This window comes from Agromyces agglutinans (assembly GCF_009647605.1).
GTDB lineage: Bacteria > Actinomycetota > Actinomycetes > Actinomycetales > Microbacteriaceae > Agromyces > Agromyces agglutinans.
The window spans coordinates 238,100-263,227 of record NZ_WJIF01000003.1; the positions used below are offsets into that span (position 1 = coordinate 238,100).

Annotated in this window: 27 protein-coding genes and 2 tRNA genes; 12 read left to right on the top strand and 17 right to left on the bottom strand. The window is 71.4% G+C overall.

Going from position 1 to position 25,128, the window contains the following annotated elements:
* Nucleotides 1–41: 41 nt before the first annotated feature.
* From GE115_RS07305 to GE115_RS07315, 3 genes are read right to left on the bottom strand one after another with little or no spacing between them, the layout of a single operon-like run.
* Nucleotides 42–1,004 (bottom strand): carbohydrate ABC transporter permease, encoded by a 963-nt coding sequence (locus GE115_RS07305; protein ID WP_246190619.1) that lies wholly within the window; start codon nucleotides 1,002–1,004, stop codon nucleotides 42–44.
* The gene (locus GE115_RS07310) at nucleotides 1,004–1,990 is read right to left on the bottom strand and encodes a carbohydrate ABC transporter permease (RefSeq protein WP_153684122.1); all 987 of its coding nucleotides are present in this window, start codon (nucleotides 1,988–1,990) and stop codon (nucleotides 1,004–1,006) included. The genes GE115_RS07305 and GE115_RS07310 overlap by 1 nt, the downstream gene beginning before the upstream one ends.
* Nucleotides 1,990–3,369 carry an extracellular solute-binding protein gene (locus tag GE115_RS07315; RefSeq protein ID WP_153684123.1) on the bottom strand — a complete coding sequence of 460 codons (1,380 nt, stop codon included), beginning with the start codon at nucleotides 3,367–3,369 and terminating at the stop codon, nucleotides 1,990–1,992. Before GE115_RS07315 ends, GE115_RS07310 begins: the two co-directional genes overlap by 1 nt.
* 142 nt (nucleotides 3,370–3,511) lie before the next feature.
* Here GE115_RS07315 and GE115_RS07320 point away from each other — a divergent pair, with 142 nt between their 5' ends.
* Both GE115_RS07320 and GE115_RS07325 read left to right on the top strand, forming a co-directional pair.
* Entirely contained in the window at nucleotides 3,512–3,832 is a 321-nt protein-coding gene (locus GE115_RS07320; protein WP_153684124.1) for a DUF7882 family protein, read from the top strand.
* A gap of 154 nt (nucleotides 3,833–3,986) precedes the next feature.
* On the top strand, nucleotides 3,987–4,541 hold the full coding sequence (locus GE115_RS07325) for an SRPBCC family protein (protein ID WP_153684125.1): 555 nt from the start codon (nucleotides 3,987–3,989) through the stop codon (nucleotides 4,539–4,541).
* 52 nt (nucleotides 4,542–4,593) lie between these two features.
* On the opposite strand, the gene GE115_RS07330 is transcribed toward GE115_RS07325, so the two are convergent.
* Together GE115_RS07330 and GE115_RS18300 are read right to left on the bottom strand one after the other, a co-directional pair.
* Nucleotides 4,594–4,950 (bottom strand): DUF7882 family protein, encoded by a 357-nt coding sequence (locus GE115_RS07330; protein WP_312854991.1) that lies wholly within the window; start codon nucleotides 4,948–4,950, stop codon nucleotides 4,594–4,596.
* 113 nt (nucleotides 4,951–5,063) lie between these two features.
* Nucleotides 5,064–5,228 carry a hypothetical protein gene (locus GE115_RS18300; RefSeq protein WP_172979768.1) on the bottom strand — a complete coding sequence of 55 codons (165 nt, stop codon included), beginning with the start codon at nucleotides 5,226–5,228 and terminating at the stop codon, nucleotides 5,064–5,066.
* A 318-nt stretch (nucleotides 5,229–5,546) separates the two neighbouring features.
* On the opposite strand from GE115_RS18300, the gene GE115_RS07335 reads away from it, so the two are divergent.
* The 3 genes from GE115_RS07335 to GE115_RS07345 all read left to right on the top strand — a co-directional run bounded on the left by GE115_RS07335 (nucleotide 5,547) and on the right by GE115_RS07345 (nucleotide 7,771).
* Entirely contained in the window at nucleotides 5,547–6,431 is an 885-nt protein-coding gene (locus tag GE115_RS07335; protein ID WP_153684126.1) for an SDR family oxidoreductase, read from the top strand.
* A 75-nt stretch (nucleotides 6,432–6,506) separates the two neighbouring features.
* Complete coding sequence (locus GE115_RS07340) at nucleotides 6,507–6,773, top strand: DUF7218 family protein (protein WP_153684127.1); 267 nt, start codon at nucleotides 6,507–6,509, stop codon at nucleotides 6,771–6,773.
* A 5-nt stretch (nucleotides 6,774–6,778) separates the two neighbouring features.
* Nucleotides 6,779–7,771, top strand: a complete 993-nt coding sequence (locus tag GE115_RS07345) for a DNA topoisomerase IB (RefSeq protein WP_153684128.1) — start codon at nucleotides 6,779–6,781, stop codon at nucleotides 7,769–7,771.
* Nucleotides 7,772–7,810: 39 nt separating this feature from the next.
* On the opposite strand, the gene GE115_RS07350 is transcribed toward GE115_RS07345, so the two are convergent.
* Nucleotides 7,811–8,209, bottom strand: coding sequence for a DUF7882 family protein (locus tag GE115_RS07350; protein ID WP_246190620.1), 399 nt, complete (start codon nucleotides 8,207–8,209; stop codon nucleotides 7,811–7,813).
* A gap of 76 nt (nucleotides 8,210–8,285) precedes the next feature.
* Nucleotides 8,286–10,796: an ATP-dependent DNA ligase gene (locus tag GE115_RS07355; RefSeq protein ID WP_153684129.1), complete on the bottom strand. Its 2,511-nt coding sequence runs from the start codon at nucleotides 10,794–10,796 to the stop codon at nucleotides 8,286–8,288.
* Nucleotides 10,797–10,986: 190 nt separating this feature from the next.
* On the opposite strand from GE115_RS07355, the gene ku reads away from it, so the two are divergent.
* Entirely contained in the window at nucleotides 10,987–11,952 is a 966-nt protein-coding gene (gene ku / locus GE115_RS07360; RefSeq protein ID WP_153684130.1) for a non-homologous end joining protein Ku, read from the top strand.
* Nucleotides 11,953–11,973: 21 nt separating this feature from the next.
* Here the strand turns inward: ku and GE115_RS07365 are convergent, their stop codons facing one another.
* Nucleotides 11,974–12,399: a hypothetical protein gene (locus tag GE115_RS07365; RefSeq protein WP_153684131.1), complete on the bottom strand. Its 426-nt coding sequence runs from the start codon at nucleotides 12,397–12,399 to the stop codon at nucleotides 11,974–11,976.
* 134 nt (nucleotides 12,400–12,533) lie between these two features.
* Between GE115_RS07365 and GE115_RS07370 the strand changes: the two genes are divergently transcribed.
* From GE115_RS07370 to GE115_RS07380, 3 genes are all read left to right on the top strand, one after another.
* The gene (locus GE115_RS07370) at nucleotides 12,534–12,827 is read left to right on the top strand and encodes a hypothetical protein (RefSeq protein WP_153684132.1); all 294 of its coding nucleotides are present in this window, start codon (nucleotides 12,534–12,536) and stop codon (nucleotides 12,825–12,827) included.
* Between the two features lie 96 nt (nucleotides 12,828–12,923).
* A complete protein-coding gene (locus tag GE115_RS07375; protein WP_153684133.1) occupies nucleotides 12,924–13,337 on the top strand; it encodes a DUF2809 domain-containing protein in 414 nt (137 codons plus the stop codon).
* A 19-nt stretch (nucleotides 13,338–13,356) separates the two neighbouring features.
* On the top strand, nucleotides 13,357–13,920 hold the full coding sequence (locus GE115_RS07380; protein WP_153684134.1) for a hypothetical protein: 564 nt from the start codon (nucleotides 13,357–13,359) through the stop codon (nucleotides 13,918–13,920).
* Nucleotides 13,921–13,930: 10 nt separating this feature from the next.
* On the opposite strand, the gene GE115_RS07385 is transcribed toward GE115_RS07380, so the two are convergent.
* From GE115_RS07385 to serS, 6 genes are all read right to left on the bottom strand, one after another.
* Nucleotides 13,931–14,019, bottom strand: a tRNA-Ser gene (locus GE115_RS07385).
* A 77-nt stretch (nucleotides 14,020–14,096) separates the two neighbouring features.
* A complete protein-coding gene (locus GE115_RS07390; protein ID WP_312854992.1) occupies nucleotides 14,097–15,407 on the bottom strand; it encodes an LCP family protein in 1,311 nt (436 codons plus the stop codon).
* 61 nt (nucleotides 15,408–15,468) lie between these two features.
* Nucleotides 15,469–15,553, bottom strand: a tRNA-Ser gene (locus GE115_RS07395).
* Between the two features lie 128 nt (nucleotides 15,554–15,681).
* A complete protein-coding gene (locus tag GE115_RS07400; protein WP_153684136.1) occupies nucleotides 15,682–16,980 on the bottom strand; it encodes an LCP family protein in 1,299 nt (432 codons plus the stop codon).
* A 46-nt stretch (nucleotides 16,981–17,026) separates the two neighbouring features.
* Entirely contained in the window at nucleotides 17,027–17,878 is an 852-nt protein-coding gene (locus tag GE115_RS07405) for an HAD family hydrolase (RefSeq protein ID WP_153684137.1), read from the bottom strand.
* A complete protein-coding gene (serS, locus tag GE115_RS07410) occupies nucleotides 17,875–19,140 on the bottom strand; it encodes a serine--tRNA ligase (protein WP_312854993.1) in 1,266 nt (421 codons plus the stop codon). The genes GE115_RS07405 and serS overlap by 4 nt, the downstream gene beginning before the upstream one ends.
* 92 nt (nucleotides 19,141–19,232) lie before the next feature.
* On the opposite strand from serS, the gene GE115_RS07415 reads away from it, so the two are divergent.
* A complete protein-coding gene (locus GE115_RS07415) occupies nucleotides 19,233–20,264 on the top strand; it encodes a diacylglycerol/lipid kinase family protein (RefSeq protein ID WP_153684139.1) in 1,032 nt (343 codons plus the stop codon).
* On the opposite strand, the gene GE115_RS07420 is transcribed toward GE115_RS07415, so the two are convergent.
* The gene (locus GE115_RS07420; RefSeq protein ID WP_153684140.1) at nucleotides 20,202–20,597 is read right to left on the bottom strand and encodes a hypothetical protein; all 396 of its coding nucleotides are present in this window, start codon (nucleotides 20,595–20,597) and stop codon (nucleotides 20,202–20,204) included. The two genes, GE115_RS07415 and GE115_RS07420, sit on opposite strands and share 63 nt — an antisense overlap.
* The gene (locus GE115_RS07425) at nucleotides 20,594–20,875 is read right to left on the bottom strand and encodes a hypothetical protein (RefSeq protein ID WP_153684141.1); all 282 of its coding nucleotides are present in this window, start codon (nucleotides 20,873–20,875) and stop codon (nucleotides 20,594–20,596) included. The genes GE115_RS07420 and GE115_RS07425 overlap by 4 nt, the downstream gene beginning before the upstream one ends.
* A gap of 543 nt (nucleotides 20,876–21,418) precedes the next feature.
* Here GE115_RS07425 and GE115_RS07430 point away from each other — a divergent pair.
* The gene (locus GE115_RS07430; RefSeq protein WP_312854994.1) at nucleotides 21,419–22,723 is read left to right on the top strand and encodes a serine hydrolase domain-containing protein; all 1,305 of its coding nucleotides are present in this window, start codon (nucleotides 21,419–21,421) and stop codon (nucleotides 22,721–22,723) included.
* Between the two features lie 34 nt (nucleotides 22,724–22,757).
* Here GE115_RS07430 and pheA read toward each other — a convergent pair whose 3' ends face one another.
* The gene (pheA, locus tag GE115_RS07435) at nucleotides 22,758–23,756 is read right to left on the bottom strand and encodes a prephenate dehydratase (RefSeq protein WP_153684142.1); all 999 of its coding nucleotides are present in this window, start codon (nucleotides 23,754–23,756) and stop codon (nucleotides 22,758–22,760) included.
* Between the two features lie 78 nt (nucleotides 23,757–23,834).
* Here pheA and GE115_RS07440 point away from each other — a divergent pair, with 78 nt between their 5' ends.
* Entirely contained in the window at nucleotides 23,835–25,109 is a 1,275-nt protein-coding gene (locus GE115_RS07440) for a DUF445 domain-containing protein (RefSeq protein ID WP_153684143.1), read from the top strand.
* The last annotated feature ends 19 nt before the right edge of the window (nucleotides 25,110–25,128 follow it).

Here is a 25,128-nt window from a genome sequence, read left to right on the forward strand (position 1 = left end):
GGCGCTTAACCGCGAGACGGCCGCGCAGCTGCGCCGGCCGGTCAGCCCTTGAGCCCGCTCGAGGCCACCCCGTCGATGATCTTCCGCTGCGCGAGGAAGAACACGATGATCATCGGCAGCGTCGTGATGACGCTCGCGGTCACGATGATCTCCCAGTGCCATTCGCCGCCGAACCCGTATGCGTCGACCAGCGACTTCAGGCCCCTGGGCACCGTGAAGGTGTCGGAGTCGCGCAGGTAGATCAGCGCACGCATGAGGTCGGTCCAGACCGCCTGCACTTCGAAGATGAACGTCACCGCGAGCACGGGCTTCGAGAGCGGCAGCGCGACCCGCCAGAACACCCCGAACTGGGATGCCCCGTCGACGCGCGCGGCGTCGAACAGGTCGCGCGGCAGGCCCAGCATGAACTGGCGCATGAGGAAGATGTAGAAGGCGCTGCCGAACAGGTTTCCCGCCCACAGGGGCGTGAGCGTGCCGACCTGCCCCAGCGCGTTCCAGATCAGGAACGTCGGGATCATGGTGACCGCACCGGGCAGCATCATCGTGGCCAGCACGAGGCCGAAGAGCGCGTTCCGGCCGCGGAACCGGAAGTACGAGAACCCCCACGCGACCATCGCGCTCGAGAACGTGACCGTCGTCGCGGCGAGCACCGTCACGATCACGGTGTTCAGCAGCCACAGTGCGAGCGGCGCCTCCTGCCAGACCGACACGTAGTTGTCGAGGGTGAACGTCTCGGGGATGAGCCGATTGTCGAAGACCTCGCCGCGCGGCTTGAACGAGGCGCTGACGAGCCAGACGAACGGGTAGATGAACACCACCCCGAGCACCGTCAGGGCGATCCAGGCGAACACCTGCCCGACGACGCGCCGGCGGCGGCGGCTCGGCAGGCGGCCGGTCTCGGTCGCCGGCTCGGCGGCGGATGCCGCGGCGACGGGGCGAGCCGCGACCACGGGCGCCGGCGCGGGGGCCACGCCCGAGCTGGCGTTCACGTCGAGGCCGCTCATCAGCGGTCCCCCTCGTAGTAGACGAGGCGTTTCGACACGATCAGCTGCACCGCCGTGACGGCCATGATGATCGCGAACAGCAGCCACGCGAGCGCGGAGGCGTACCCCATGTTCAGGAACTCGAACGCCTGCTGGAACAGGTAGATGACGTAGAACAGCGCGGCGTCGTTGCTGTACGTCGTATTGCCCGCGCCGAAGAACGCGGTGTACGCCTCGTCGAAGGTCTGGAAGCCCGCGATGGTGTTGACCACGATGATGAAGAACAGCGCGGGGCTGATCATCGGGAGCGTCACGCTCCAGGCGCTGCGCCAGAAGCCGGCGCCGTCGAGGCGGGCCGACTCGTAGAGGGTCTCGGGCACGTTGCGCAGTGCCGCCAGCAGGATGATGACGGATGCCCCGACGGTCCACAGCGACATGAAGACGAGGCCGGGCTTCACCCAAGCCGGGTCGGTGGTCCACGCGGGGCCGTCGATGCCGAACCATCCGAGCACGGTGTTGACGAGCCCGTTCTGCCCGTTGAACAGCAGCAGGAACAGCACGCCGACGGCGACGGGCGGGGTCATCTTGGGCAGGAAGAACACCGTGCGGAAGAAACCCGACGCCCGGCCGGCGCGGTCGAGCAACAGCGCGAGCAGCAGTGAGACGACCACGTACAGCGGCACCTGCATGAGCGTGAACAGGGCCGTGTTGCCGAGCGCGAGCAGCACCTTCTCGTCGGACGCGAGCTTCGCGTAGTTCTCGAGGCCGACGAACTCGGGGGTGTTGATCACGTCGTAGTCGGTCAGCGAGAGGTACGCGCTGTAGATCATCGGCCACGCGGTGAACACGACGAAGCCGACGATCCAGGGGCTGAGGAAGAGCAGGGCGGGCCGGGCCTCCCGCCAGGCGCTGCCGCGTCGATGCGAGGGGATGCCTCGGCCCCGGCCCTGCGGATCGCGTCGGCCGGGTGTGGCGGCGGTGCCGCGCTCGGTGGCCGCCGCGGTCATCAATCGCCCCCGCCGTCGATCTCGGCCCACCCCTCGTCGAGGGCCTGCTGGGCGGTCTCCTGCGCCTCGGCGAGCGCCTCCTCGGGCGTCGCCTCGCCGTTGAGCACCGAGTTGACCGCGTTCTGCATCGCGTCCTCGAACTCGGCGTCGGCCGGGTTCGCCGGCAGCGCGACGGTGTGGTCGTTCGCCTCGTACATGGCGGTCACGCCGCTGTCCCACGGCTCGCCGCCCGAGGTGACCATCTCGCGGATCGCCTCGTCGGCGACGGTGTTGCCGGTGAGGATGCCGGTGAACGGCTTGCCCTCGGCCTCGCGCGCCGACAGGCGCGCGTCGGCCGCGGCCTGCCACGCGTCGAGCGAGGTCATCACGCGGGCCCAGCGGCACGCGGCCTCGGGGTTGTCGGCCCCCGACGGGATGGCCCACGCCGAGCCGCCGGCGAACGCGATCGGCTCGCCGTCGGTGCCGCGCACGCTGTCGAACGCCATCGGCGCGTCGGGCGAGACGTCGTTCAGCACGTTGAGGTACCACTGCTCCATCGGCATGGCGCCGAGCGTGCTCGTCGCGAACTGGTTGCCCTCGCCGAAGAAGTCGGCGGAGTCGCGGAACGCCTTCACCGCGGCGAACCCGCCCTGGTCGTCGTAGATGCCGACCGCCCAGGTGAGCGCCTCGATCGCCTCGGGCGAGTCGAGCTGGGCGGTGCGGCCGTCCTCGGAGATCGGCGAGCCGCCCGCGCCGGCGACCCAGAGCGGCAGGAACTCCGGCAGCTTCGAGTCGACGCCGATGACCGAGACCTTGCCGCCGTCGACCTTGGCGAGCTTGCGGTTCGCCTCGGTCATCGCCGCGCGGTCCGAGCCGTTGACATCCTCGATGGCGACGCCGGCCGCCTGCAGCAGGTCGGCGTTCGCCATGGTGATCTGCACCTGGTTGAACTCGGGGATGCCGTACACCTCGTCTTCGAGGGTCACCTGGTCGACCGCGGACTCCACGAACTGGTCCATCTCGATGCCCTCGCCGTCGATGCACTGCTCGAGGGGCACGACCGCACCGCGCGCGGCGAGCGAGCCGATCTGGTCGCGGTCGGCGTACAGCAGCGACGGCGGCTCGCCGGTCGCCACGGCGGAGAGGAACTGCTGGATGTCGAGGTCGCCCTCGATGAGCTCGACCTCGACGCCCTCGAGCTCGGCCTCGGCCAGGTCGATCCGGGCCTGTGCCACCTCGTCCACTGCGGAGAACCCCATGATCGAGAGTTCGCCCTCCACGGCGGCTTCGGCGTCGTAGTCGGCGTCGGCGCCGGCTCCACCGCCGGTGCCGACCGCGCATCCGGCCAACAGCATCGCGGCGGCCCCGACGAGACCCGCGGTACGGAGTGTGCGATTCATGGCGTCCCTGCTTCCTCGGGCCCCCGGCCCGGCATGCGTCACGGTAGGTCGGCCGTGGGCCGGCAGGCAGGGGCTTGACAGAAGCGCTTCTCCGAGAGGATCCGCACGCGGATCGGCGGGCGTTCCGGGCTACGATTCCGGCATGGGCAAGCTCATCTACAACTCCTCCAACCGCGAACTCGAGATCGAGGATCGGACGCTCGCCCATCTCCGGGTCGCGATCCTGAACAAGCTGCGCCGCTCGGAGAGCTTCGCGATGACGTGGGAGCACGGGCTCGAGAACGGCAGCGGTCGCACGACCCTCTGGCTGCACGAGTCGATCCCGCTGCAGTTCGTGTTCAGCGGCAACCGGCCGCCGGTGCTCAACCGGCTGTGGATCGAGCTCCTGCTGCTGCAGGCGAACAGCACCGCGGGCCTGCAGTACGTGCCGGAGCCCGAGGAGACCGCCGAGTTCGAGGACTGAGCGCCGTTCGATCTCCGAGCGCAGTCGCTCGCGCGCGTCGGCGTCCTTCGGTCTAACAGCCGCTCCACGGGCGCGCAAGGCCCTCGTGATCCACTGGCCCGCCTGCCTACCGTGGCTGCGGCGCACTTCGGCGCCCTGACGGAAGGAATGGATCATGACCACCACCGTGACCGCGGACATCGAGGTCGACGTGCCCATCGCCGTCGCCTACGACCAGTGGACCCAGTTCGAGTCGTTCCCCGAGTTCATGCACGGCGTCGAGGAGGTGCGCCAGGAGGGCGACACCCTGACCCACTGGACCGTCTCGATCGGCGGGGTCCGACGCGAGTTCGACGCCCGGATCACCGACCAGGTGCCCGAGGAGCACGTGGCCTGGCGCAGCCTCGACGAGGTGACGCACCGGGGTCGCGTCGCGTTCCGTTCGGAGGGCGCCGAGCGCACGCGGGTCGACCTCGAGCTCGAGTGGGAGCCCGAGAGCCTCGTCGAGAAGGCCGGTGCGGCCCTCCAGATCGACGACCTGCAGGTGCGCCGCGACCTCGAGCGCTTCAAGACGTTCGTCGAGGATCGCGGCGGTGCGACGGGCGCGTGGCGCGGCGAGGTGCACGGCGGCGTCGAGACGCGTGGTGACGAGGCATCCACTCGGGTGACCGGTGCCGTGCCGCCCACCGGTGACGGCGCGCTCGGCTCGGATCCCGACCTGCGCGCCTGACGGCGACGTGTGACGGCGCGCCCGCGCGCCGCGCGGCCAGGCCGGTTCCGGTTCAGCCGGAGCCGGCCTCGGCGTGCAGTTGCGTGTCGATGCCCGTGATGGGAGCGGTGTCGACGTTCTCGGGGACGAGCTGGATGCCGCCGGTCGAGTTGGCCGAGCGCATGAGGTCCTCGATCCACTCGCGGCTGAGTTCGGGTCGTTCCGGGTCGTCGAAGACGAATCGGAGCGGGATGCTCTGGTGGATCCAGAGCGTGCTGCGCCCGCGCGGCTGGCCGTCGGTGTGCTGCCAGGAGAGCGTGAAGCTCTCGCCGCGGCGCAGTTTCGTCACGACCGCCACCTTGAGGTGGGCGAGCGCGCGGTCTTCGATGCCGATCGGCGTACCCGAGTCGCCGTAGTAGAGCGTCCCCACGGTTCGACCATACGCCGATGGCACGTCGGCGGATAGAGCGAAACGACGAACGGGCACCCCGGTGGGGTGCCCGTTCATCTCGATGATGAGGCGGTCGGATGCCGCGACGTCGGTCAGACCGAGCTGCGGTTGCCGAGGTAGCGCACCAGCCAGACGATCACGGCGATCACGGCGAGCGCGATGGCGACCCAGATCAGGAAGTTGAGCGTGGGAACCAGTCCACCGGTGATGAGCAGCACGACGGCGGCGATGGCGATGATGGCGATGAGGATGTTCATGACGTTCTCCTTCTGGTCCCGCCGTTCGTACGGCGGTGCCGGCCAGGGGGGCCGGGTCTGGGGGCGCTGGTGGCGCCCCGTTGTGACGAACGTATTGGCTGGCGGCGGGCAGGTGCGCGGGGTTGACCGCGCTCGCCGCGCGGTGGTAGCCGCGCGTGATCGCGCTTCCATTCCTGCGTTCTCCACGGAGTCCTCCGCATCTTCCGGCGCTCGGCCGAAACCGCGCGACCCGCCCGAGCACCCGCATGTCAACCCGTCGAGGGCGCATACTCCGCGCGCGTACCGTGACACTCCGTACGACGAGAGGACCGAACCGACATGCACGATGAGCACCTCGTCGACCCGACGACGAAGCACACGACCGACCGGTTCCCCAAGCAGGAGCAGACCCCGCCCGGGATGACCGACGAGATGCACCCGCAGCCCGACCACGGCGAGCAGAGCTACCGCGGCGCGGCTCGCCTCATCGGGCGGCGCGCCCTCATCACCGGCGGCGATTCCGGGATCGGCCGCGCCGTCGCCATCGCGTTCGCGCGCGAGGGTGCCGACGTGGCGATCGCGTACCTGCCGGAGGAGCAGGCGGATGCCGAGGAGACGGCCCGCTGGATCGAGGACGCCGGCCGGATGCCGCTGCTGCTGGCAGGCGACCTGCAGGACGAGTCCTTCTGCCAGGAACTGGTCGACCGCACGCACTCGAGCCTCGGCGGCCTCGACCTGCTCGTGCTGAACGCCGCGCACCAGCGCAACCGCGGCGGCGTCGGCGAGATCCCGACGGCCGACTTCGAACGCGTCATGCGGGTCAACCTGTTCGCGCCGGTGTTCCTCGCCCGAGCGGCCGTGCCCCGCATGGACGCCGGATCCTCGATCATCACCACGACGTCCATCCAGGGGTTCGACCCCTCGTCGGCGCTCGTGGACTACGCGATGACGAAGGCCGCCCTCGTGGCCTTCACGAAGGCGCTCGCCGAGGAGCTCGGCCCCAAAGGCATCCGGGTCAACGCCGTCGCGCCCGGGCCGATCTGGACGCCGCTGATCCCGGCGACCGGCTGGCCCGACAAGCTGCCGGAGTTCGGGCACAACACGCCGCTCGGGCGTGCCGGCCAGCCCGCCGAGCTGGCCGGGGCGTACGTGTACCTCGCGTCCGAAGCGGCCTCGTACGTCTCGGGTGCCGTGCTGCCGGTGACCGGCGGTCGTGGGCTCTGATCGACCGAGCGCTGCAGGGCCGGCACCGCAGGGCCGGCACTGCAGGCCCGAAGGGAAGGAAGGAAAGGAAGGACGATGCCAGGACGCAAGAACGCCTCGTTGAAGGACCCGGAGCTCTACGAGGAGCTCCGCGAGGACGGCGCATCCAAGGAGAAGGCCGCACGCATTTCGAACGCCGCCGCCAAGCAGGGCCGCAGCTCCGTCGGCCGCAAGGGCGGCAAGTCGGGCGACTACGACGACTGGACCGTGCCGCAGCTCAAGCAGCGCGCGAAGGAGATCGGCCTGCGCGGCTACAGCGACAAGCGCAAGGGCGAGCTCATCGACGCCCTCCGCAACCACTGACGCGGATGCCACGACTCAAGCGCGTCGAACCGTACGCGTCGCCCGGGTGGCGGCGCGTACGTCGCGGTTCGGGGTTCGCGTACGTGCACGAGGACGGCAGCGCGGCCGGGCGCGCCGAGCGCACCCGGATCGCGGAGCTCGCCGTGCCGCCCGCCTGGACCGAGGTGTGGATCGCGGATGCGGCGAACGCGCACATCCTCGCGGTCGGCGTCGACGCCGCCGGGCGTCGGCAGTACCTGTATCACCCCGCGTGGCGCGAGCGGCAGGACGCCGAGAAGTTCGCGCGGATGACCGAGCTGGTGCGGGCGTTGCCGGCCGCCCGGCGCCTCGTGGCGCGCGATCTGGCGCTCGACGAGCTGCCGCGCGAGCGGGTGCTCGCGGCCGCGTTCCGCACGCTCGACGCCGGCGGCCTGCGCGTCGGTTCCGAGGAGTCGCTCGCGACCGCGCGCAGCCGCGGCCTCACCACGCTGCTGGTGCGCAACGCGGCGGCGGATGCCTCGGCCGGGGCCGTCCGGTTCCGGTTCCGCGCGAAGGGCGGCATCTCGCAGGACCTGCTCGTGCCCGACGCCGAGCTCGCCGTGTTCGTCGAGCAAAATGCCGGGCGCGCGGCATCCGCCCGGCTCTACGCGTGGCGCGACGGACGCCGATATCGCGCGCTGACGGCATCCGACGTGAACGACGACATCCGCACGCGCACGGGCGGCGAGTTCACCGCGAAGGACTTCCGAACGCTGCGCGGCACGCTCGCCGCGGCGACACAGCTCGCCGAGATCGGCACGGAGGCGACGGCGAAGGCGCGGGCGCGCGCCGTGCGCGACGCCGTCGAGGAGGCGGCCCGCGTGCTCGGCAACACCCCCACGATCGCGCGAGCGAGCTACATCGACCCGCGCGTGATCACGGCGTACGAGGCGGGTCAGGTGATCAGCCGGCGGGGCGCACCCGAACGCGCCCTGCTCGACCTCGTCGAGCCGAAGGCCGACGTCGAGCCGGACGCCTGAGCCGAGCCCGATGCCTGAGCCGAGCCCGATGCCTGAGCCTCAGCCGGCCGGAACCGCCACGGGCCCACTGGGAGCATCGTCGCCGGTCGGCTCGCGGTGGCTCACCCGCTGCGTGTCACCGGTCGTGATGGGCTGCGTGTCGAGGTGGTCCTCGACGAGCTGGATTCCGCCGGTCGAGTTGGCCGAGCGCATGAGGTCCTCGATCCACTCGCGGCTGAGCTCGGGGGTCTCGGGAGTGTCGAAGACGAACCTGAGCGGGATGCTCTGGTGGACCCAGAGCGTACTGCGACCGCGCGGCTGGTCGTCGGCATGCTGCCAGGAGAGCGTGAAGCTCTCGCCACGGCGCAGCTTCGTGACGACGGCCACCTTCAGGTGGGCGAGCGCGCGATCCTCGATGCCGATCGGCGTGCCCGAATCGCCGTAGTAAAGGGTTCCCATGGCACGGAGCGTACCCCCGAACGAGGGCGGAAAGGTATTCCCATCGCAACCACTTGACCCGGCGGCTCGCCGACCGCTATGCGAGCGGTTCGCGCTGCACGTCGGCGGGCGACTTGTCGGGCCGCAGGCCGCGCCAGCGCGGGTGCCGGGCGATGCCGGCGCGGGTCCATTCGCCGAACTCGATCTCGCCGACCAGCACGGGCTCCACCCACACGGCGTCCGGGAGGTCGGCCGCGGGCACCTCGACGAACGGCGACGCGTCGCGCTCGAGCGGCTCGAGCGTCTCGAGCAGCCGGGCGAGACCCGCCTGCGTGAACCCCGACCCGACCCGGCCCGCATACTCGAGGCCGCCGTCCCCGGGGATGCCGATGAGCAGCGACCGCAGCCGCTCGGTCGTCCGGCCGTCGCCGCGCCGGTACCCGCCGATCACGACCTCCTGGGTGCGCGTGAGCTTGAGCTTGATCCAATCCGCGCTGCGCGCGCCCGGGCGGTACGTCGACCTCCGTCGCTTCGCGACGAGCCCCTCGAGCCCCAGCCTCCGGCTCTCCTCGAGGGCCGGGGCCGGCGTGCCCTCGGCGAGCGCGGGCACCTCGACGGGCACGTCGGTGCCCGGTCGCAGCAATCGCTCGAGGCGTTCGCGCCGCCGCTCCCACGGCTCGTCGACCGTCGGGACGCCGGCGATCTCGAGGACGTCGAAGAGCAGCAGCTTCACGGGTACGGATGCCGCGAGCTCGGCGATCTCGCGAGGCTTCGTGACGTTCATGCGAGGCTGCATCCGGCCGAAGTCGGGCCGGCCCTGCTCGTCGAGGGCGACGATCTCGCCGTCGACGACCGCGTCGGCGCGCAGCGCCCGTGCGAGGTTGCCGAGCTCGGGGTAACGCTCGGTCTCGTCGCGGCCGGACCGGCTCGTGAGGTGCACCGCGCCGCCCTCGGTGCGGGCGATGACGCGGATGCCGTCCCACTTCCACTCGAGCGCCCAGTCGTCGCCGGTGACGAGGCCGACCGCGCCGACCGTCGCGAGCATCGGGCGGGGCATCCCGGTCGGCTCGGCCCCCGTCGGTCGAGGAGGCGCGCCAGCGCCGTATCGAGACCCGGTGACGTGGTCTCGATACGCTCCTTCGTCGCTACTCGACCGACGGCTGGGGGCCTCGTCGCTCCTCGACCGGCGGTCCGGCTGACCGGCCGCGCGCTGCTCCTTCATGCGGTGCAGCAGCCACTGCGACTTCTCGCCTTCTCCGGAAGTCCGGATGAGCGCGAGCCGCACCTCGCCGAGCGGACCGCCCGGCCGCCCCGTGACGGTGAAGATGACCTCGTCGTCGCGCCACTTCTCGGCGGTGTACGTGCCCGTGTCCCACACGGTCATGCTGCCCGCGCCGTACTGCCCCTCGGGGATGGTGCCCTCGAACACGAGGTACTCCATCGGATGGTCCTCGGTCTGCACGGCGAGGTGGTTGACCCCGCTGTCGTCGGGCACGCCCTTCGGCACGGCCCAGCTCTTCAGCACGCCGTCGCGCTCGAGGCGCAGGTCGAAGTGCAGCCGGCGCGCGTGGTGCTCGCCGATCACGAAGCGCGGCTGCCCCTCCCCTGGCACGCCCCACGGCGAAGCGGGCATGGGCTCGGGCGTGGCATCCTTCGAACGCATCGAGAGGTAGGTGCTGAGCGGGCCGGCACCCGACGAGGCATCCGCCCCCGGACCGGCGGTCGCGAGCGGCGCCGCCGGATCGTCACCCGCTTCGAGCCGTTCGAGCACCTCGCCGAACTCGAGGTGACGCAGGTCGGGATCGTCGAGCTCGTCCCACATGCGCGGCGCCGCGACCGTCGGCCGGTGCCGCCCCCGCAGCGAGTACGGCGCGATCGTGGTCTTGTTCGCGTTGTTCTGGCTCCAGTCGATGAGCACGCGACCCGTGCGCAGCGACTTCTTCATGTTCGACACGACGAGGTCGGGATGGTCGGCCTCGAGCGCGCGGGCCAGCTCGCGCGCGACCTCGGACACCTGCTGCGAGGTCTGCGAGCCGTCGAGCGGCGCGTACAGGTGGATGCCCTTGCTGCCGCTCGTGACGGGATACGCCTCGAGCGACATGCCGGCGAGGATGTCGCGGACGTACCGCGCCACCTCGGCGCACTCGACGAGACCCATGCCCTCGCCGGGATCGAGGTCGAACACCAGGCGGTCGGGATTCGCGGCCGAGCCGTCGGGGCGGAACCGCCACTGCGGCACGTGCACCTCGAGCGCCGCCTGCTGCGCGAGCCAGACCAGGGCCGCGCGCGAGTCCGCGATCGGGTACGTCTTCGGGCCGTCGCTGTGCTCGATGACCCCGCGGCGCAGCCACTCGGGTGCGTGCTCGGCGAGGTTCTTCTCGAAGAACACCTGGCCCGGGGCATCCGCGGTGCCGGTGCCCTGCACCCAGCGCTTGCGCGTGACGGGGCGACCCGCGACGAGCGGGAGCATGGCCGGCGCGACCTGCGCGTAGTACGAGATGACCTCGCCCTTGGTCGTGCCCGTCTCGGGGTACATGACCTTGTCGAGGTTCGTCAGCCGGAGCCTCCGGCCGTCGACCTCGACGAGTTGGCGTTCCCCCTCGGCCATGCGCCCATCCTGCCACCCGCGCCCCACGCGCCCCACGCGTCCCACTCGCCCGACCCCCGCCCCTCCGCGCCACTTGGGCGCGCTCCGCGCCACCTGTACTGGTGCGGAGCCCGCGAACTGGCGCGGGCACGTGAAGCCGACCCCACGACGGGGGTTCCGCCCGGGCGCCGCCGGGGTGTGTACTGGGGGGATGCGAGCCGTCTGGAAAGGGGCGGTCACATTCGGCCTCGTGAATGTGCCCGTGAAGCTGTACAGCGCGACCGAGGACCACGACGTGTCCCTGCACCAGGTGCACGCCGAGGACGGCGGGCGAATCCGCTACCAGCGGGTGTGCGAGATCGACGGCAAGGTCGTGCCGTACCAGGACATCGACAAGGCCTACGACGACGGGGAGCGCACGGTCGTCATCACCGATGAAGACCTGAAGTCGCTGCCCGCCGAGCGCAGCCGCGAGATCGAGGTCGTCGAGTTCGTTCCGACCGAGCAGATCGATCCGATCATGTTCGACAAGAGCTACTACCTCGAGCCCGACTCGGCGTCGTCGAAGGCGTACGTGCTGCTGCGCCAGACCCTCGAGTCCACCGACCGCACCGCGATCGTGCAGATGGCGCTGCGGCAGAAGACCCGCCTCGCCGCCCTCCGCGTGTTCGGCGACGTGTTGATGGTGCAGACGCTGCTCTGGAGCGACGAGGTGCGCGACGCGAAGTTCAAGAGCCTCGACGAGAAGGTGCGGATCTCACCCAAGGAGCTCGACCTGTCGAAGCAACTCGTCGAGAGCCTCGTCTCCGACTTCGAGCCCGAGAAGTACGTCGACGAGTACCAGCAGGAGCTGCGCACGCTGATCGCCGCGAAGCTCGAGCAGGGCGACGCGCTCGACACCGCCGCGACGTTCGGCGAGGAGCCCGAAGAGGAGGAGGGCGGCGAGGTCATCGACCTCATGGAGGCGCTGCGCCGGTCGATCGCGAGCAAGCGAGGCGGCGGGAAGGAGGACGACGACGCCGGCGCCGGCGCCGGGAACAAGTCCGGCGGGTCGAAGTCGGCGTCGAAGTCGAGCGGATCGAAGTCCGCCTCGTCGAAGACGGGTTCATCCAAGGCCGCCTCCTCGAAGGAACCGGCGAAGAAGAAGGCGGCCCCCAAGAAGAAGGCCGCCTCCTAGCGCGGATGCCGCGCGCCGCGCTTACTCGGACGCGCAGGCGTCGTTGACGCCTGTCGCGGCCTCCTGGATCGCGGCCTGCTGCTCGGCGATCGCCTCGGCGTCGCGCTCGGCCTCGGGATCGGCCGGCAGGGTCTCGGCGAAGTCGGCCGCCTCGTCGATGCGCTCGTCGAGCGCCTCGAGCGCGTCCGACATAGCCCCGTCGTCGAGCGTCTCTCCGAGGTCGTCGACCCGCTCGGAGTAGCCCTCGAGCGCGTCGTGGATCTCCTCGGGCGTGCGGGTCGAGGCCAACGCGTTCTGCGCGCCGTTCGAGATGTCGCGGACGTCGCTCGTGACGGTCGCGCAGCTGTCGGCCGCCTCCGTCGAGCCGTCGCCGTCGCCTGCGGCGCAGCCGGCGAGCACCAGCGCACTCGCGAAGACGAGCGCGGTCGAAGCCATGATTCGTTGCATGATGGGGTTCCCCTTTTCGGTGTTGCGGTTCCAGCCTAGCCACGCCCGCCGACTCCTTCAGCGCGTGCCTCGACCGGCCGGGCCTTCGCGTCAAGCCCCTGCCGGAGGCGACGACGCGCGCGTAGCGTCGCCGCATGACGCGCGACGAGAACGCACAGGGCACCAATCCGGCGGCCGGCGGCGACGCCGGGTCCGGCGGCCGGCTCGACGACGACGACCTCATCCGCAAGGACGTGAGCTACAGCCCCGGCAGCGAGGACGAGACCGAGGCCAAGCAGGCCGATCCGCTCCCCGAGGCGATCGAGGACGACGACGACATCGACACGTCGCGAGTCCGCGCGGTGCCGGGCACGGGCGGGCCCGACGACGCCGGGGACGTCGAGGTTCCGCCCGGCGAGCTGCGGCTTCCCGGACGCGCCGCCGACTGAGCGACGCGCCACCGATCGAGCGACGCGCCACCGATTGAGCGACGCGCCACCGATCGAGCGACGCGCCACTCGCGCGGTGCGTGCTTCACTGAACGGATGCCCCGCGCCCCGCGTTCCACCGCACGTGTTCGACTCTTCGCCGCGATCGGCATCGCCGCATCTCTCGGCATCGGCCTCGGCCTGCAACTGCTCGACCGGAACGCATGGATCGACGCCGCAGGCGGCATCCTCTACGTCGCCCTGGTCGGCCTGCTCGTGCTCCTCGTCGCACCACGTCTGCCCGCGTGGGCGGTCGCCGCGATCGCCCTCGGCGTCGCCGTCGCCGTCGAACTGCTCCAGCTGACCGGCATCCCCGCCGCGATCGTCGCAGCGGTGCCGCCCGCTCGGCTGGTCTTCGGCAGCTCGTTCGACCCGTGGGACCTGGTGGCGTACGTCGCGGGAGCGGCGATCCTCTGGGCGGTGGTCGCGGTGGCAGGCTTCGCGGCGCGGCAGCGCGAGGCATCCGTCTGACGGTCGCTAACGTACCGACATGGCCACGGATGCCGCGGCGACCGCCCGCCGCCCGCCGCACCCGCTCGGCGGGCTGATCCTCGTCGGCATGGCCCTGGCGGTCTGGTGGCCGGCGTTCACGCTCGGCGCCTGGGGCACCCTCTTCTTCGACCAGCTGCTGACCATCTGGGTGGTCTCGACCGCGGGCTTCGTGATCGTGCTCATGCAGCCGAGGCCGTTCCCCCACCGGCTCGGCAAGTCGCTCGCCCTGCTGGTGCCATCGCTCTGGCTCGCGCTCGCGTTCCTGCTCAGCGACGAGACCGACGACTTCGGAGTCTTCCTCGTCGACCTGGTCGGCATCCTGGTCGCGCTCATCGGCATGCCGTTCACGCTCGTCGTGCTCGTCCGCGTGGTGTGGCCCGACTTCGGCCACGGCCTGACCCGAGGGCGGAAGGTCGTGGTGACGGCCGCGTTCGTCGCGATCGCGCTCGGATCGTTCGTGCTGGGTGCGAGCCACCCGTACTTCCTGACCTGCGAGGACTTCGCGATCAGCGGCAACTCCGAGCCGCCCGGCTGCGTGCACGCCGAGCCGACGACGCCGTAAGAGACAACTGCGGAGACGAGGGGATTTGAACCCCTGGTCCCCTTACGGGGACTCCACCTTAGCAGGGTGGTGCACTCGACCGGACTATGCGACGTCTCCTTGCATGCGACCAGCGCACGCGACAGCCATCATAACCCGGGCATGCCGGGATTGACGATTCGGGGCTCGCCCGGTGGCTACTGGTCGTCGAGCGTGCGGCCCGCGGAGCAGCGCACGTCGGCCGCGGTCTGGCCCGACACGCCGTTGAGCAGGGCCTCGCCGGTCGGCGCGGGGGCGGCCTCGGTGCCCTCGGCGGGCGCCTCCTCGACGGGGGCCTCCTCGACCGGTGCCTCTTCGGCCGGAGCCTCGGCGACGGGCGCCGCATTCGGGTCGGTCGCCGAGCCGAAGTCCTCGTTCTGCTCGGTGGGCAGCACGACCGGGATGTCCTGCTGCAGCGCCTCGTTCACGGCTTCGGCCTGCCACGTCGGCTCGACCGCGCCGCCGCCCTCGACGTACGCCGTCGGGTACTGGATGAAGGCGATCTTCGAGAGGTCGACGTCCTTCATGGCCTTGGCGATCGAGATCATCGTGGTGGGGTTGGCGAGCTCGTTGGAGAGCTGCATGTTCCCGAGCGCTGCCTTGGCGATCGAGTACAGCTTTCCGGGGTCGCCGAGCGTGCCGTCGGACTGCAGCTTGCGCGCGAGCGCCGAGAGGAAGACCTGCTGGTTCGAGATGCGGCCGAGGTCGGAACCGTCGCCGACGCCGTGCCGGGTGCGGAGGAACTGCAGCGCGGGGATACCACTCAGGGTGTGAGTGCCCGCCTCGAGGAAGGTGCCGGTGTACTCGTCCTCGATCGGCTCGGCGACGCAGACGTCGACGCCGCCGACCGCCTCGGAGAGGGCTGCGACGCCGTTGAACTGCACGACGCCGGCGACCGGGATCTCGATGCCGAGCAGGTTCGAGACCGTCTTCACGACGCAGTCCATGCCGCCGTACGAGAGCACGCTGTTGATCTTCGTCGACGACATCGCCGAGAGCGTGTCGGAGGGGTCCTCGGGGTCGGTGCAGGTGCCGGGGACCGAGACGAGCATGTCGCGAGGGAAGCTGATGACCTCGACGTGCGAGTGGTCCTGCGAGATGTGCAGGAGCATCGTCACGTCGTTGAGCACGGCGGTCTCCTCGTCGGGGTCGCCGAATCCGTCACCCTGGTTCTGCCGGCTGTCGCTGCCGATGACGAGCAGGTTCACGCCGCCGTCGATGGCGCCGATGTCGGGCACGCCCTCGAGCACCTTCTCGCTCTCGAGCTTGACCGTGGGCTGCACGGTGTTCGCGAGGTCCCAGGCCGCGTACGCGGCCACGGCGGTGCCCGAGACGAGCACCACGGCGACCGTGGAGGCGACGACCTTCGCGATGGTCTTCCAGACGTTGCCCGTCTTCAGGCGGCCATGGCGGGCGATCGACGGGCTGCCGGCAGCGCGACGCGTGCTGGGGCGCGGTTCCTCGTGCACCTGGCTCCTCTCGGTCGGTCGTGTCATTCGACGTCGGTCTCGGTCTCGGTAGTGCTTCGCGCGGAGGGCGTGGGATTCGAACCCACGAGGCATTGCTGCCCACTGGTTTTCAAGACCAGCTCCATCGGCCGCTCGGACAGCCCTCCTCACCGCGCGCAACGAGCACCATGGGGTCCACGGCGCTCGTCATCGGGCGGGTCGACGGCGATTCTAGCCGACGCGCATTCCAGCCAGCCTGTCAGCGCCGGCTGTGAAGCCGCTGAGGCGCCCCGCCTCAGCGGTCGTTCGCGGTGGAGCAGCGCACCTCGGCACCCGTCTGCCCCGTGATGTCGTCGGGCAGCACCTGCGCGGGCGTCTCGGTCGGCGGTGGCTCCGCCGGCGGTTCCCCGGGCGCATCCGTCGGGGGCGCATCCGGCGCGGCATCCGTCGGGGGTGCGGATGCCTCGGCGGACGGTTGTTCGCCGGGAACCGTGCCGTACGTGGCATCCGTCGTCGCCTCCGCCGCGAGTTGCAGCGGCTGGTCCGCGACGAGCGCGGCGTTCAGCGCGTCGGCGGACTCGGTCGGCACCACCGCCCCGAAGTCGCTCGTGTACGCAGTCGGGTACTGCACGAACACGATCTTCGAGAGGTCGACGTCCTGCAGCGTGCGCGCGATCGAGATGAGCGTGACCGGGTCCTGCAGGTAGCTCGAGAGCTGCATGTTGCCGAGCACGGCCTTCGCGATCGCGTACAGCTTGACGGGGTCGGAGAGCACGCCGTCGCCCTGGATCGTCCGCATGAGCGAGGAGAGGAAGGCCTGCTGGTTCGAGATGCGTCCGAGGTCGCTGCCGTCGCCGACGCCGTGGCGCGAGCGCAGGAACGCGAGCGCGGTCATGCCGGTGATGGAATGCGTGCCCGCATCGAGCTGGAGGCCCGACCACGGGTCGTCGATGGGTTCGGCGAGGCACACCTCGACGCCGCCGACCGCCTCGGCGAGCGAGGCGACCCCGTAGAACTCGACCACGCCCGCTACGGGGATCGTGAGCCCGGTGAGCTGCTCGATCGTCGCGACGACGCAGCCGACGCCGCCGTAGTGCAGCACCGAGTTCAGCTTCACGCCGTACATCGGCGCGAGCGTCTCGCCCTCTGCGCCCGACGGGTCGGGGCACTCGGGCACGTCGACGAGGAGATCCCTCGGAAAGCTCACGACCTCGACGTGCGAATGGTCCTGCGAGATGTGCAGCAGCATGTTCACGTCGTTGAGGACGCCGCTCTCCTCGTCGGGATCGCCGAACGCGCCGTCTTCCGGCCGCTTGTCGCTGCCCGCGAGGAAGAACGTGAGCCCGCCCTCCATCGCCCCGATGTCGGGGACGCCCTCGAGCATGCGCTCGCTCTCGAGCTCGACCGGCGGGCGCTGCTGCAGCCCCCGGTAGAGGTCGACCACGACGAAGGCCGCGACGGCCGCGCCGGCGACGAGCAGCACCGCGAGCGCCGAGGCGATCAGCGTGATCGCCGACCGGCCGGCACTGCGGCGCGGCATCCGCCCGTGCCGTGCACCCTCCACCTCCGCCGGCGAGCCGCCGTCAGCCGTCATCCGGCCCCCTCCGCCCGATGCGCGACCCCGCGTCAGCGGCGCGGGATCACGGCAATGTCTCCAGTATGGCGGCGAGACCCGCCTCGTCGATGGATCCGGTCACCTCGGTGGCGGCGTGCTTGACGTCGTCGGGCGCCTGGCCCATCGCGATCGCCCGCCCGGCGGCACGCGCCCAGGTGAACATCTCGATGTCGTTGCGGCCGTCGCCGGCGACGAAGAGTCGGTCGATCGGCACGTCGAGCCGGCCGCGCACGCGCTCGAGTGCGGTCGCCTTGTTGACGCCGTCGGGCGCGATGTCGAGCCAGGCGGTCCAGCCGATGGCGTAGCTGACGTGGTGCAGGCCCATGCGGTCGACGATCGCGAAGAACTCGTCGAGGTCGTGGTCGAGGCTCGTCACCACGACGCGCGTGGCTCGCTGGTCGAGCAGCTCCTCGAACTCGACCTCGCGCGCATCGACGAGGTTCCAGTCAGTCATGCCCTCGGTGTAGAGGCGGTAGCCGTCGGGCAGCTCGACCATGAACCGGCCGGCGGGCAGGAAGCCGCGGATGCGCTCGAGCACCTCGGTCGGGTCGAACGTCTCGACGTGCCAGCGCGCGTAGCCGCCGGGCTCTCGGTCGTCGCGTGCCATCGTGATGGCGCCGTTGGCGCAGACCACGTACTCGGGCGAGAGCTCGAGCCGCTCGAGCACGGGCGCGGTGGTCGCCCAGGAGCGCCCGGTCGCGAGCGTCACGAGGTGCCCGCGATCGCGGGCGGATGCCACGGCATCGACCACGGCCGCGTCGATCGACTCGTCCTCGTGCATGACGGTGCCGTCGATGTCGAGGGCGACGAGCCAGGGCGTCGATACGCGTCCGGCTTCGCCGGGCGCTCCTCGACCAACGGGTTCGCCGGCGCTCATGCGATCGGCTCGAGCACCTCGAGGCCGCCGAGGTACCCGCGAAGGGCCTCGGGAACGGCGACCGACCCGTCGGCCTGCTGGTGCGTCTCGAGGATGGCGACGATCCACCGCGTCGTCGCGAGCGTGCCGTTGAGCGTGGCCACGGGCGCCGTCTTGCCTCCCTCGCCGCGGTGGCGGATGTCGAGGCGACGGGCCTGGAACGTCGTGCAGTTCGAGGTCGAGGTGAGCTCGCGGTAGGCACCCTGCGTCGGCACCCACGCCTCGACGTCGTACTTTCGCGCCGCGCTGGAGCCGAGGTCGCCGGCCGCCGTGTCGATGACCCGGTACGAGAGGCCGAGCGCCTGCAGCATCTCCTCCTGCCAGCCGAGCATCCGCTCGTGCTCGGCCTCGGCGTCGGCCGGGTCGATGTAGCTGAACATCTCGAGCTTGTTGAACTGGTGCACGCGGATGATGCCGCGCGTGTCCTTGCCATGGCTTCCCGCCTCGCGGCGGTAGCAGGTCGACCAGCCCGCGTAGCGCAGCGGGCCGTTCGAGACGTCGAGGATCTCCCCCTGGTGGTACCCGGCGAGCGCGACCTCGCTCGTGCCGGTGAGGTAGAGGTCGTCGGCCGGGAGGTGGTACACCTCTTCGGCATGGGCGCCGAGGAAGCCCGTGCCCTGCATGATCTCGGGTCGCACGAGGGTCGGGGTGATCAGCGGGGTGAACCCGGCCGCGATCGCGCGGTCGAGGCCCATCGTCATGAGCGCGAGCTCGAGGCGGGCGCCGACGCCCTTCAGGTAGTGGAACCGCGCGCCGGACACCTTCGCACCGCGGGCCATGTCGATCGCGTCGAGCAGCTCGCCGATCGCGAGGTGGTCGCGGGGCTCGAAGTCGAACGTCGGCACCCCGCCGACCTCGCGCAGCACGACGTAGTCGTCTTCGCCGCCGGCCGGCACGCCGTCGATCACGACGTTGCCCAGTCGCTGCACGGCGGCCGTGAACTCGGCCTCGGCTTCGCTCGCACGCTGGCCGGCGTCCTTCACGGATGCCGCGAGCGTCTGCGCCGCGGCGACCAGGGCCGCCTTCTCGTCTTTCGGCGCCTTCGCGACCTGCTTGCCGAACGCGTTCTGCTCGGCGCGCAGCGACTCGAACGCGGTGATCGCGGCGCGGCGCGCGGCATCCGCTTCGACGGCCTCGTCGACGAGCGCGGTGGACTCGCCGCGCAGTTCCTGCGAACGCTTGACCAGGTCGGGGTTCTCGCGGAGGAGCACGGGGTCGATCACGCCAGCCAGTCTAACCGCGGGCGCCGACGCCGGGCCGGGCGCCTCGCGCCCGCCTGGGCCCGTCGCGGGCGCCGATGCCGTAGCGTGGCTGCGTGGACGAGCGGGGGCCGGAGCCGGTGGAGGACGCGACGACGGATGCCGCGCGCGCGAGCGCGCACCCGCTTCGGGCGGCGATCATCGCCAATCCGTCGAAGGAGGGCATCGACGCGCTCCGCACGGCCGTCGGGGAGGCCGAGGCCCGGCAGGGGTTCGCGCCGAGCCTGTGGCTCGACACGACCGTCGAGGATCCCGGCAAGGGCCAGGCCCGCCAGGCGGTCGACGAGGGCGTCGATCTCGTGATCGCCGCGGGCGGCGACGGCACCATCCGCTCGGTCGCGGCGGGCCTTCGCGGAACCGGCGTCCCGTTGGGGCTCGTGCCGCTCGGCACCGGCAACCTCTTCGCCCGCAACCTCGGCATCCCCGTGAACGACGTCGCCGACGCCGTCGTGCTCGCCTTCTCGGGCGTCGAGCGGGAGGTCGACGTGCTCGTCGCCGACATCCGCCGACCCGAGGGCGACACCGAGACGCACGTCTCGCTCGTCATGGCCGGAATCGGCCTCGACGCGGCGATGATCGCGAACACCAACCCCGATCTGAAGAAGCGCGTCGGATGGCTCGCGTACGTCGACGCCGGGCTGCGCGCGATCCCCGCCTCGAAGCCGTTCCGGGTGCACTACCGGGTCGATACCGGCCGGGTGCACCGCCCGCGCGCGTCGAGCATCCTCGTCGCGAACCTCGGATACCTGCCGGGCAACATCGAGCTGATCCCCGACGCCGAGATCGACGACGGCCAGCTCGACGTCGTCGTGCTGCAGCCGCGCAACCTCATCGGGTGGCTGTTCGTCTGGCGCAAGGTCACGTGGGAGAACCGGGTGCTGCGCAAGTCCGCGATCGGGCGCCAGTTCATGGACCTCACGGGAGGCAGCCGTCGCCGCGAGGTCGTCTACGGCCGTGGCCGCGAGGTCGTCATCCGCATCGAGGGCGCGGCCGAGGAATTCGAGATCGACGGCGACGAGTTCGGGTCAGTGGTGAGCGCCCGGTTCCGCGCCGACCCGCGAGCGCTCATCGTGCGCGTCGAGGCCTGAGACCGGGCCGGCCCACTGATCAGCGACGGCGTCGGCCCGCCGCTCGGCGATCCGCTCGGCGATCCGCGCCGCCGGGAAGCGTGCGCCGATCACGGCGAGCGCGAGCAGGGACGCCGCGAAGAGCGTGGCGAAGGCCGGCATCGCGATCAGGTAGCCGAAGTCGCGCCAGAGCCACATCTCGACGATCTCGGGCGGGGGCTCGTCGCCGCTCCATGAGAGGTTCATGTTCGCCCGGTCGATGTCGGTGATACTGCGCACGACCGCCTGAAGGCCGAGGATGCCGATCAGCGCGAGGCACGCGAGCGACGCGACCGGGAGCCATCGGCCGATCATCGCCGCCGCCTCGAGCGCCCCGCGAACAGCGCGAAGGCGAGGCACGTGGCCACCACCCCGATCGTGCCGATCTCGACCAGGGCCGGACTCAGGAAACTGGCCACCATCGCGGTGAACGCCTCGTCGGAGCCGGGCGCGTACCCGTAGTAGCTGCGATCGGCGTTCGAGTTCCAGAACGTCGCGACGCCCGCGATGACGAACAGCACGCTCGCGCCGAGGACCAGCCAGAGCCACCAGGTGACGGCCGGGCGTCGTCCGGCGGCCGGCGTCGCCGCCATCCGCTCGGCCGTCTCGTGGTCGTGATCGGGCCGGGGCTCCGCGTGCTCTGCCCGGCCCTCCCCCGTCGCGGAGGCCGAGGGAGACGCATGCGGAGCCGGCGGAGACGGCGGAGACGGCGGCGACGGAGCCGGCGGAGACGACGGCGGCGGCGGTACCATCCGCGCCGTCTCGTCGGTCGCCACGGCCATCAGGCCGGCGAGCTCCGCGAGCCCGTCCGACCGTTCCGGTGCCGAGGCCGGGACGCGTTCGGCCGTGAGCGTCGACGCGGCACCCGACGCGGCATCCACCGACGCGGCATCCGACGAGGGGACGTACCCCCGCTGGAACCGCGGATCGTATCTCGGATCGAATCCGTTCCGTGCCGTCTCTGACACACCAGCTCCTTCGTCGGGTGGCGCCAGCCTACTGACCGGCGGCCCCTTGCGCCCCCCGAACTGGCGGGTCCGCCCACGGTCGACGCGCGGTACCGTGGCGATGGCGCGCGCCGTCGGGATCGCGCCCCGACCGGGCCGGTCGCCCGGAACTCCCGAAGGCGGCATCACGTGCCCGCTCGTCGAAGCACCGCCTCACTCCTGCTGGTCGTCGCCCTCGCCCTCGGAGTCGCCGCGTGCGTGGCGCCGTCGGAGTCCTCGCCCGACACTGCCGCGCCGAGCGCTCCAGCGACGCCCACCGCGATCGCGTCGACCTGCGTCGAGAGCCCTGAGACGGTGGCGGCCCTCGAGCCCACCGCCGAGTCGACCTCGGCCGAGCTCGACGCGGGGCTCGTGGCATCCCTCGACGCGACGGTGCTCGCCACGCTGCCCGAGACCACCGCTCCCGGCGCCGTGGTCGGCGTGCGCACGCCCGAGGGCACGTGGCGCGCCGCCTACGGCTCGGCGGATGCCGCGACCGGCGAGCCCATGGCGGTCGGCATGCACACGCGGGTCGGATCGGTCACCAAGCCGTTCACGGTCTCGCTCATCATGCAATTGGCCGAAGACGGCCTGCTGGGCCTCGACGACCACCTCGCCGAGTACGTCGACGGCGTGCCGAACGGCGATCGGATCACGCTGCGCCAACTCGCGGACATGACGAGCGGCGTCGGCAGCTACACGTTCAACCCGGCGTTCACGGACGTCTTCTTCGCGGCGCCGCAGACCGTGTTCGCGCCCGACGAGCTCATCGCCGCGGGCATCGAGGTGTCGCCGCGCTTCGACCCCGGCACCTCCTACGAGTACTCGAACACGAACACCGTGCTGCTCGGCGTCATCGCCGAACACGTGACCGGCAGCGACATCGGCGAGCTCTTCGCGGCGCGCATCTTCGAGCCGCTCGGCCTCGACCAGACCGTCTGGCCGGGCAGCTCGACCGACCTGCCCGAGCCGTATGCGCACGGCATCACGTGGCAGGGCGACGGCGCGAGCGCCGACGCCCCGCTCGACGCCACGCACTGGAATCCGTCGTGGGGCTTCACCGCGGGCGAGATCGTCTCGTCCGTCGACGACCTGCTCGTCTTCGGTCGCGCGCTCGGCACGGGCCAGGGCCTGCTCGCCGACGAGTCGCAGGTGGAGCGGCTCACCTCGTTCCCGGGTTCGGCCGGCTACGGCCTCGGCTTCGGATGCGTCGACGGCTGGGTCGGCCACACGGGCGAGCTGCCCGGCTACAACACGGCGGTGTTCCACGACACGACGACCGACACCACGGTCGTCGTGCAGACGAACTCCGACATCGCGTCGGGCGACTGCGACGAGTCGCCGGTGCGCGCGAGCGACCCGCGCACCCTGCCCTGCTCGTCGCCCGCGACCCGCATCTTCGCCGCGCTCTCCACGACCCTCGGGCACACGTTCACGCCGAATCCGCAGCACTGACGGCGGCTGTCGCGGCCGGCGTCGCGGCGCGCCGCTACACCGTGCCGGGTTCGCCCGCCTCGCCGGGTTCGCCGGCCTCGCCCGGTTCGCCGCTCAGGATGCCCCGCAGCCAGTCGCGCGCCTCGATGAAGATCTCGTCGTCGTACTTGGAGTGGTACTCGACCTCGCGGCGGTCGGCGCGCGGATACGAGCCGAGGAAGATCACGTTGGGTGAAAAACGCCGGAGGCCGAGCAGGGCGTCGGCGACCCGCTCGTCTTCGACATGCCCGTCGAGGTCGACCACGAACCGGTAGCGGCCGAGCGCGTCGCCGATCGGGCGCGACTCGAGCAGCGACATGTTCACCCCGCGGGTGGAGAACTGCTCGAGCATCGCGAGCAACGACCCGGGCTCGTCGTCGGGCAGCTCGACGATGAGACTCGTCTTGTCGGCGCCCGTGCGCGGCGCGATCGCCCGCGAGCGGCTCACGAGCACGAACCGGGTGACCGCGCTGGGGTTGTCGCCGATGTCCTCGGCGAGGAGGGCCACGTCGAGCTGCTCGACGATGCCGGGCGGGGCGACGGCAGCGTCGGCGTTGCTGTCGGGCTCGAAGAGCGAGGTCGCCGCCTGCACGTTGCTCGACGCCGGGATGTGGCCGTGGTCGGGCAGGTGGCGCTCGAGCCAGCCGCGCGACTGCGCGTAGGCGACCGGGTGGGCGTTGACGACCTTCACGTCGGCGAGTGCGGTGCCGGGCCGGCCCACGAGCACGAAGTTCACGGGCACGAGGTACTCGCCGATGATGCGCAGGCCCGGCACGGTCGCCAGCGCGTCCTGCGTCGCCGAGACGCCGCCCTCGATCGAGTTCTCGATCGCGATCATCGCCGCGATCGAGCGCCCCGACGTGACATCCGCCAGCGCCTCGCCGACGTTGTTGACCGACCGCCACTCGTGGCCGACCGCGTCGGGGACCTGCTTGAGCGCCGCCTCGGTGAAGGTGCCGGCCGGCCCGAGGTACGAGTACGTCTCGACGGGATGGGGCGCGGCGGGCTCGGTCATGCAGGCCAGCCTAGCCAGCGGCGACCGTCGCTCCGGCTAGCGTGGCCCGGGACGGAGCCGTACCGGGAGGTGGCCGAGATGACCGTGCTGGATCGACCCGTGCCGACCGATGCCGAGCGGCTCGCGGCCCTGCAGCGCATGAAGCGGCTCGCGACCTCGCTGCTGGTGGTCGCCGCAGTCGTGTTCGCGGTCGCCTTCGCGTTTCAGGACTCGGTGCCCTGGCTCGCGTACGTGCGCGCCGCCGCCGAGGGCGCGATGGTCGGCGCCATCGCCGACTGGTTCGCGGTCACGGCGCTGTTCCGGCGCCCGCTCGGGCTGCCCATCCCGCACACCGCGATCATCCCGACGCGCAAGGACGAGATCGGCGCGACCCTCGGCGCGTTCGTCGAGCACGAGTTCCTCTCCGACGACGTCGTGCTCGGCAAGCTGCGCTCCATCGGCATCGCCCGCCGCCTGGGCGCCTGGCTCGCGGCCCCGGCGAACGCCGACCGGCTCACGGGCGAGGCATCCGTTGCCGCGCGCGGCATGCTGACCCTGCTCGGCGACGCCGACGTCGAGGACGTCATCGAGCGGCTCGCCCGCCGGCACCTGTTCGAACCCGAGTGGGGGCCGGCGATCGGCCGCGTCGGCGAGCGCCTGGTCGCCGCCGACCAGCAGCGCGCGGCCGTCGACGTGGTGCTCGAGAAGGCGGGCGCCTGGCTCGAGGCCCACCCCGAGGCGTTCGGTCGCATGGTCTCCGACCGGTTGCCCCGCTGGATGCCCGGCTTCGTCGACCGCCTCGTCGACGATCGGGCCCACCGCGAGGCGCTCGCGTTCGTGGAGGCGGTGCGCTCGGATCCGGGGCATCCGCTTCGCCAGGCGATCGACGGCTGGCTCGCCGAGCTCGCGGAGGCGCTGCAGCACGACCCGGCGACCATCGCGCGCGTCGAGCAGATCAAGGCCGACCTCCTGGAGAGCCCCCGCCTGCGCGAGTTCGCCGGTGAGGCATGGGCGAGCGTCAAGGACACGCTCGACGCGGCGCTCGCCGATCCGCAGAGCGATCTGCGCGCCGCCCTGCGGCAGGCCGTGGTCGAGGTGGGCGCGCGTCTCGTCGCCGACGAGCGGCTCGCCGCCAAGGTCGACGACTGGGTGACGGATGCCGCGGCCTACGTCGTCCGCACCTATCGCCACGAGATCGCGGGCGTCATCACCGAGACCGTCGAGCGCTGGGACCCGCGCGAGACGACCGAGAAGCTCGAACTGCAGGTCGGGCGCGACCTGCAGTTCATCCGCATCAACGGCACGGTGGTGGGAGCACTCGCGGGGCTCGCGATCTTCTCGGTCGCGTCGTTCGTGCACGGTGCGATCGGCTGACGGGACGACCGCAGACCCG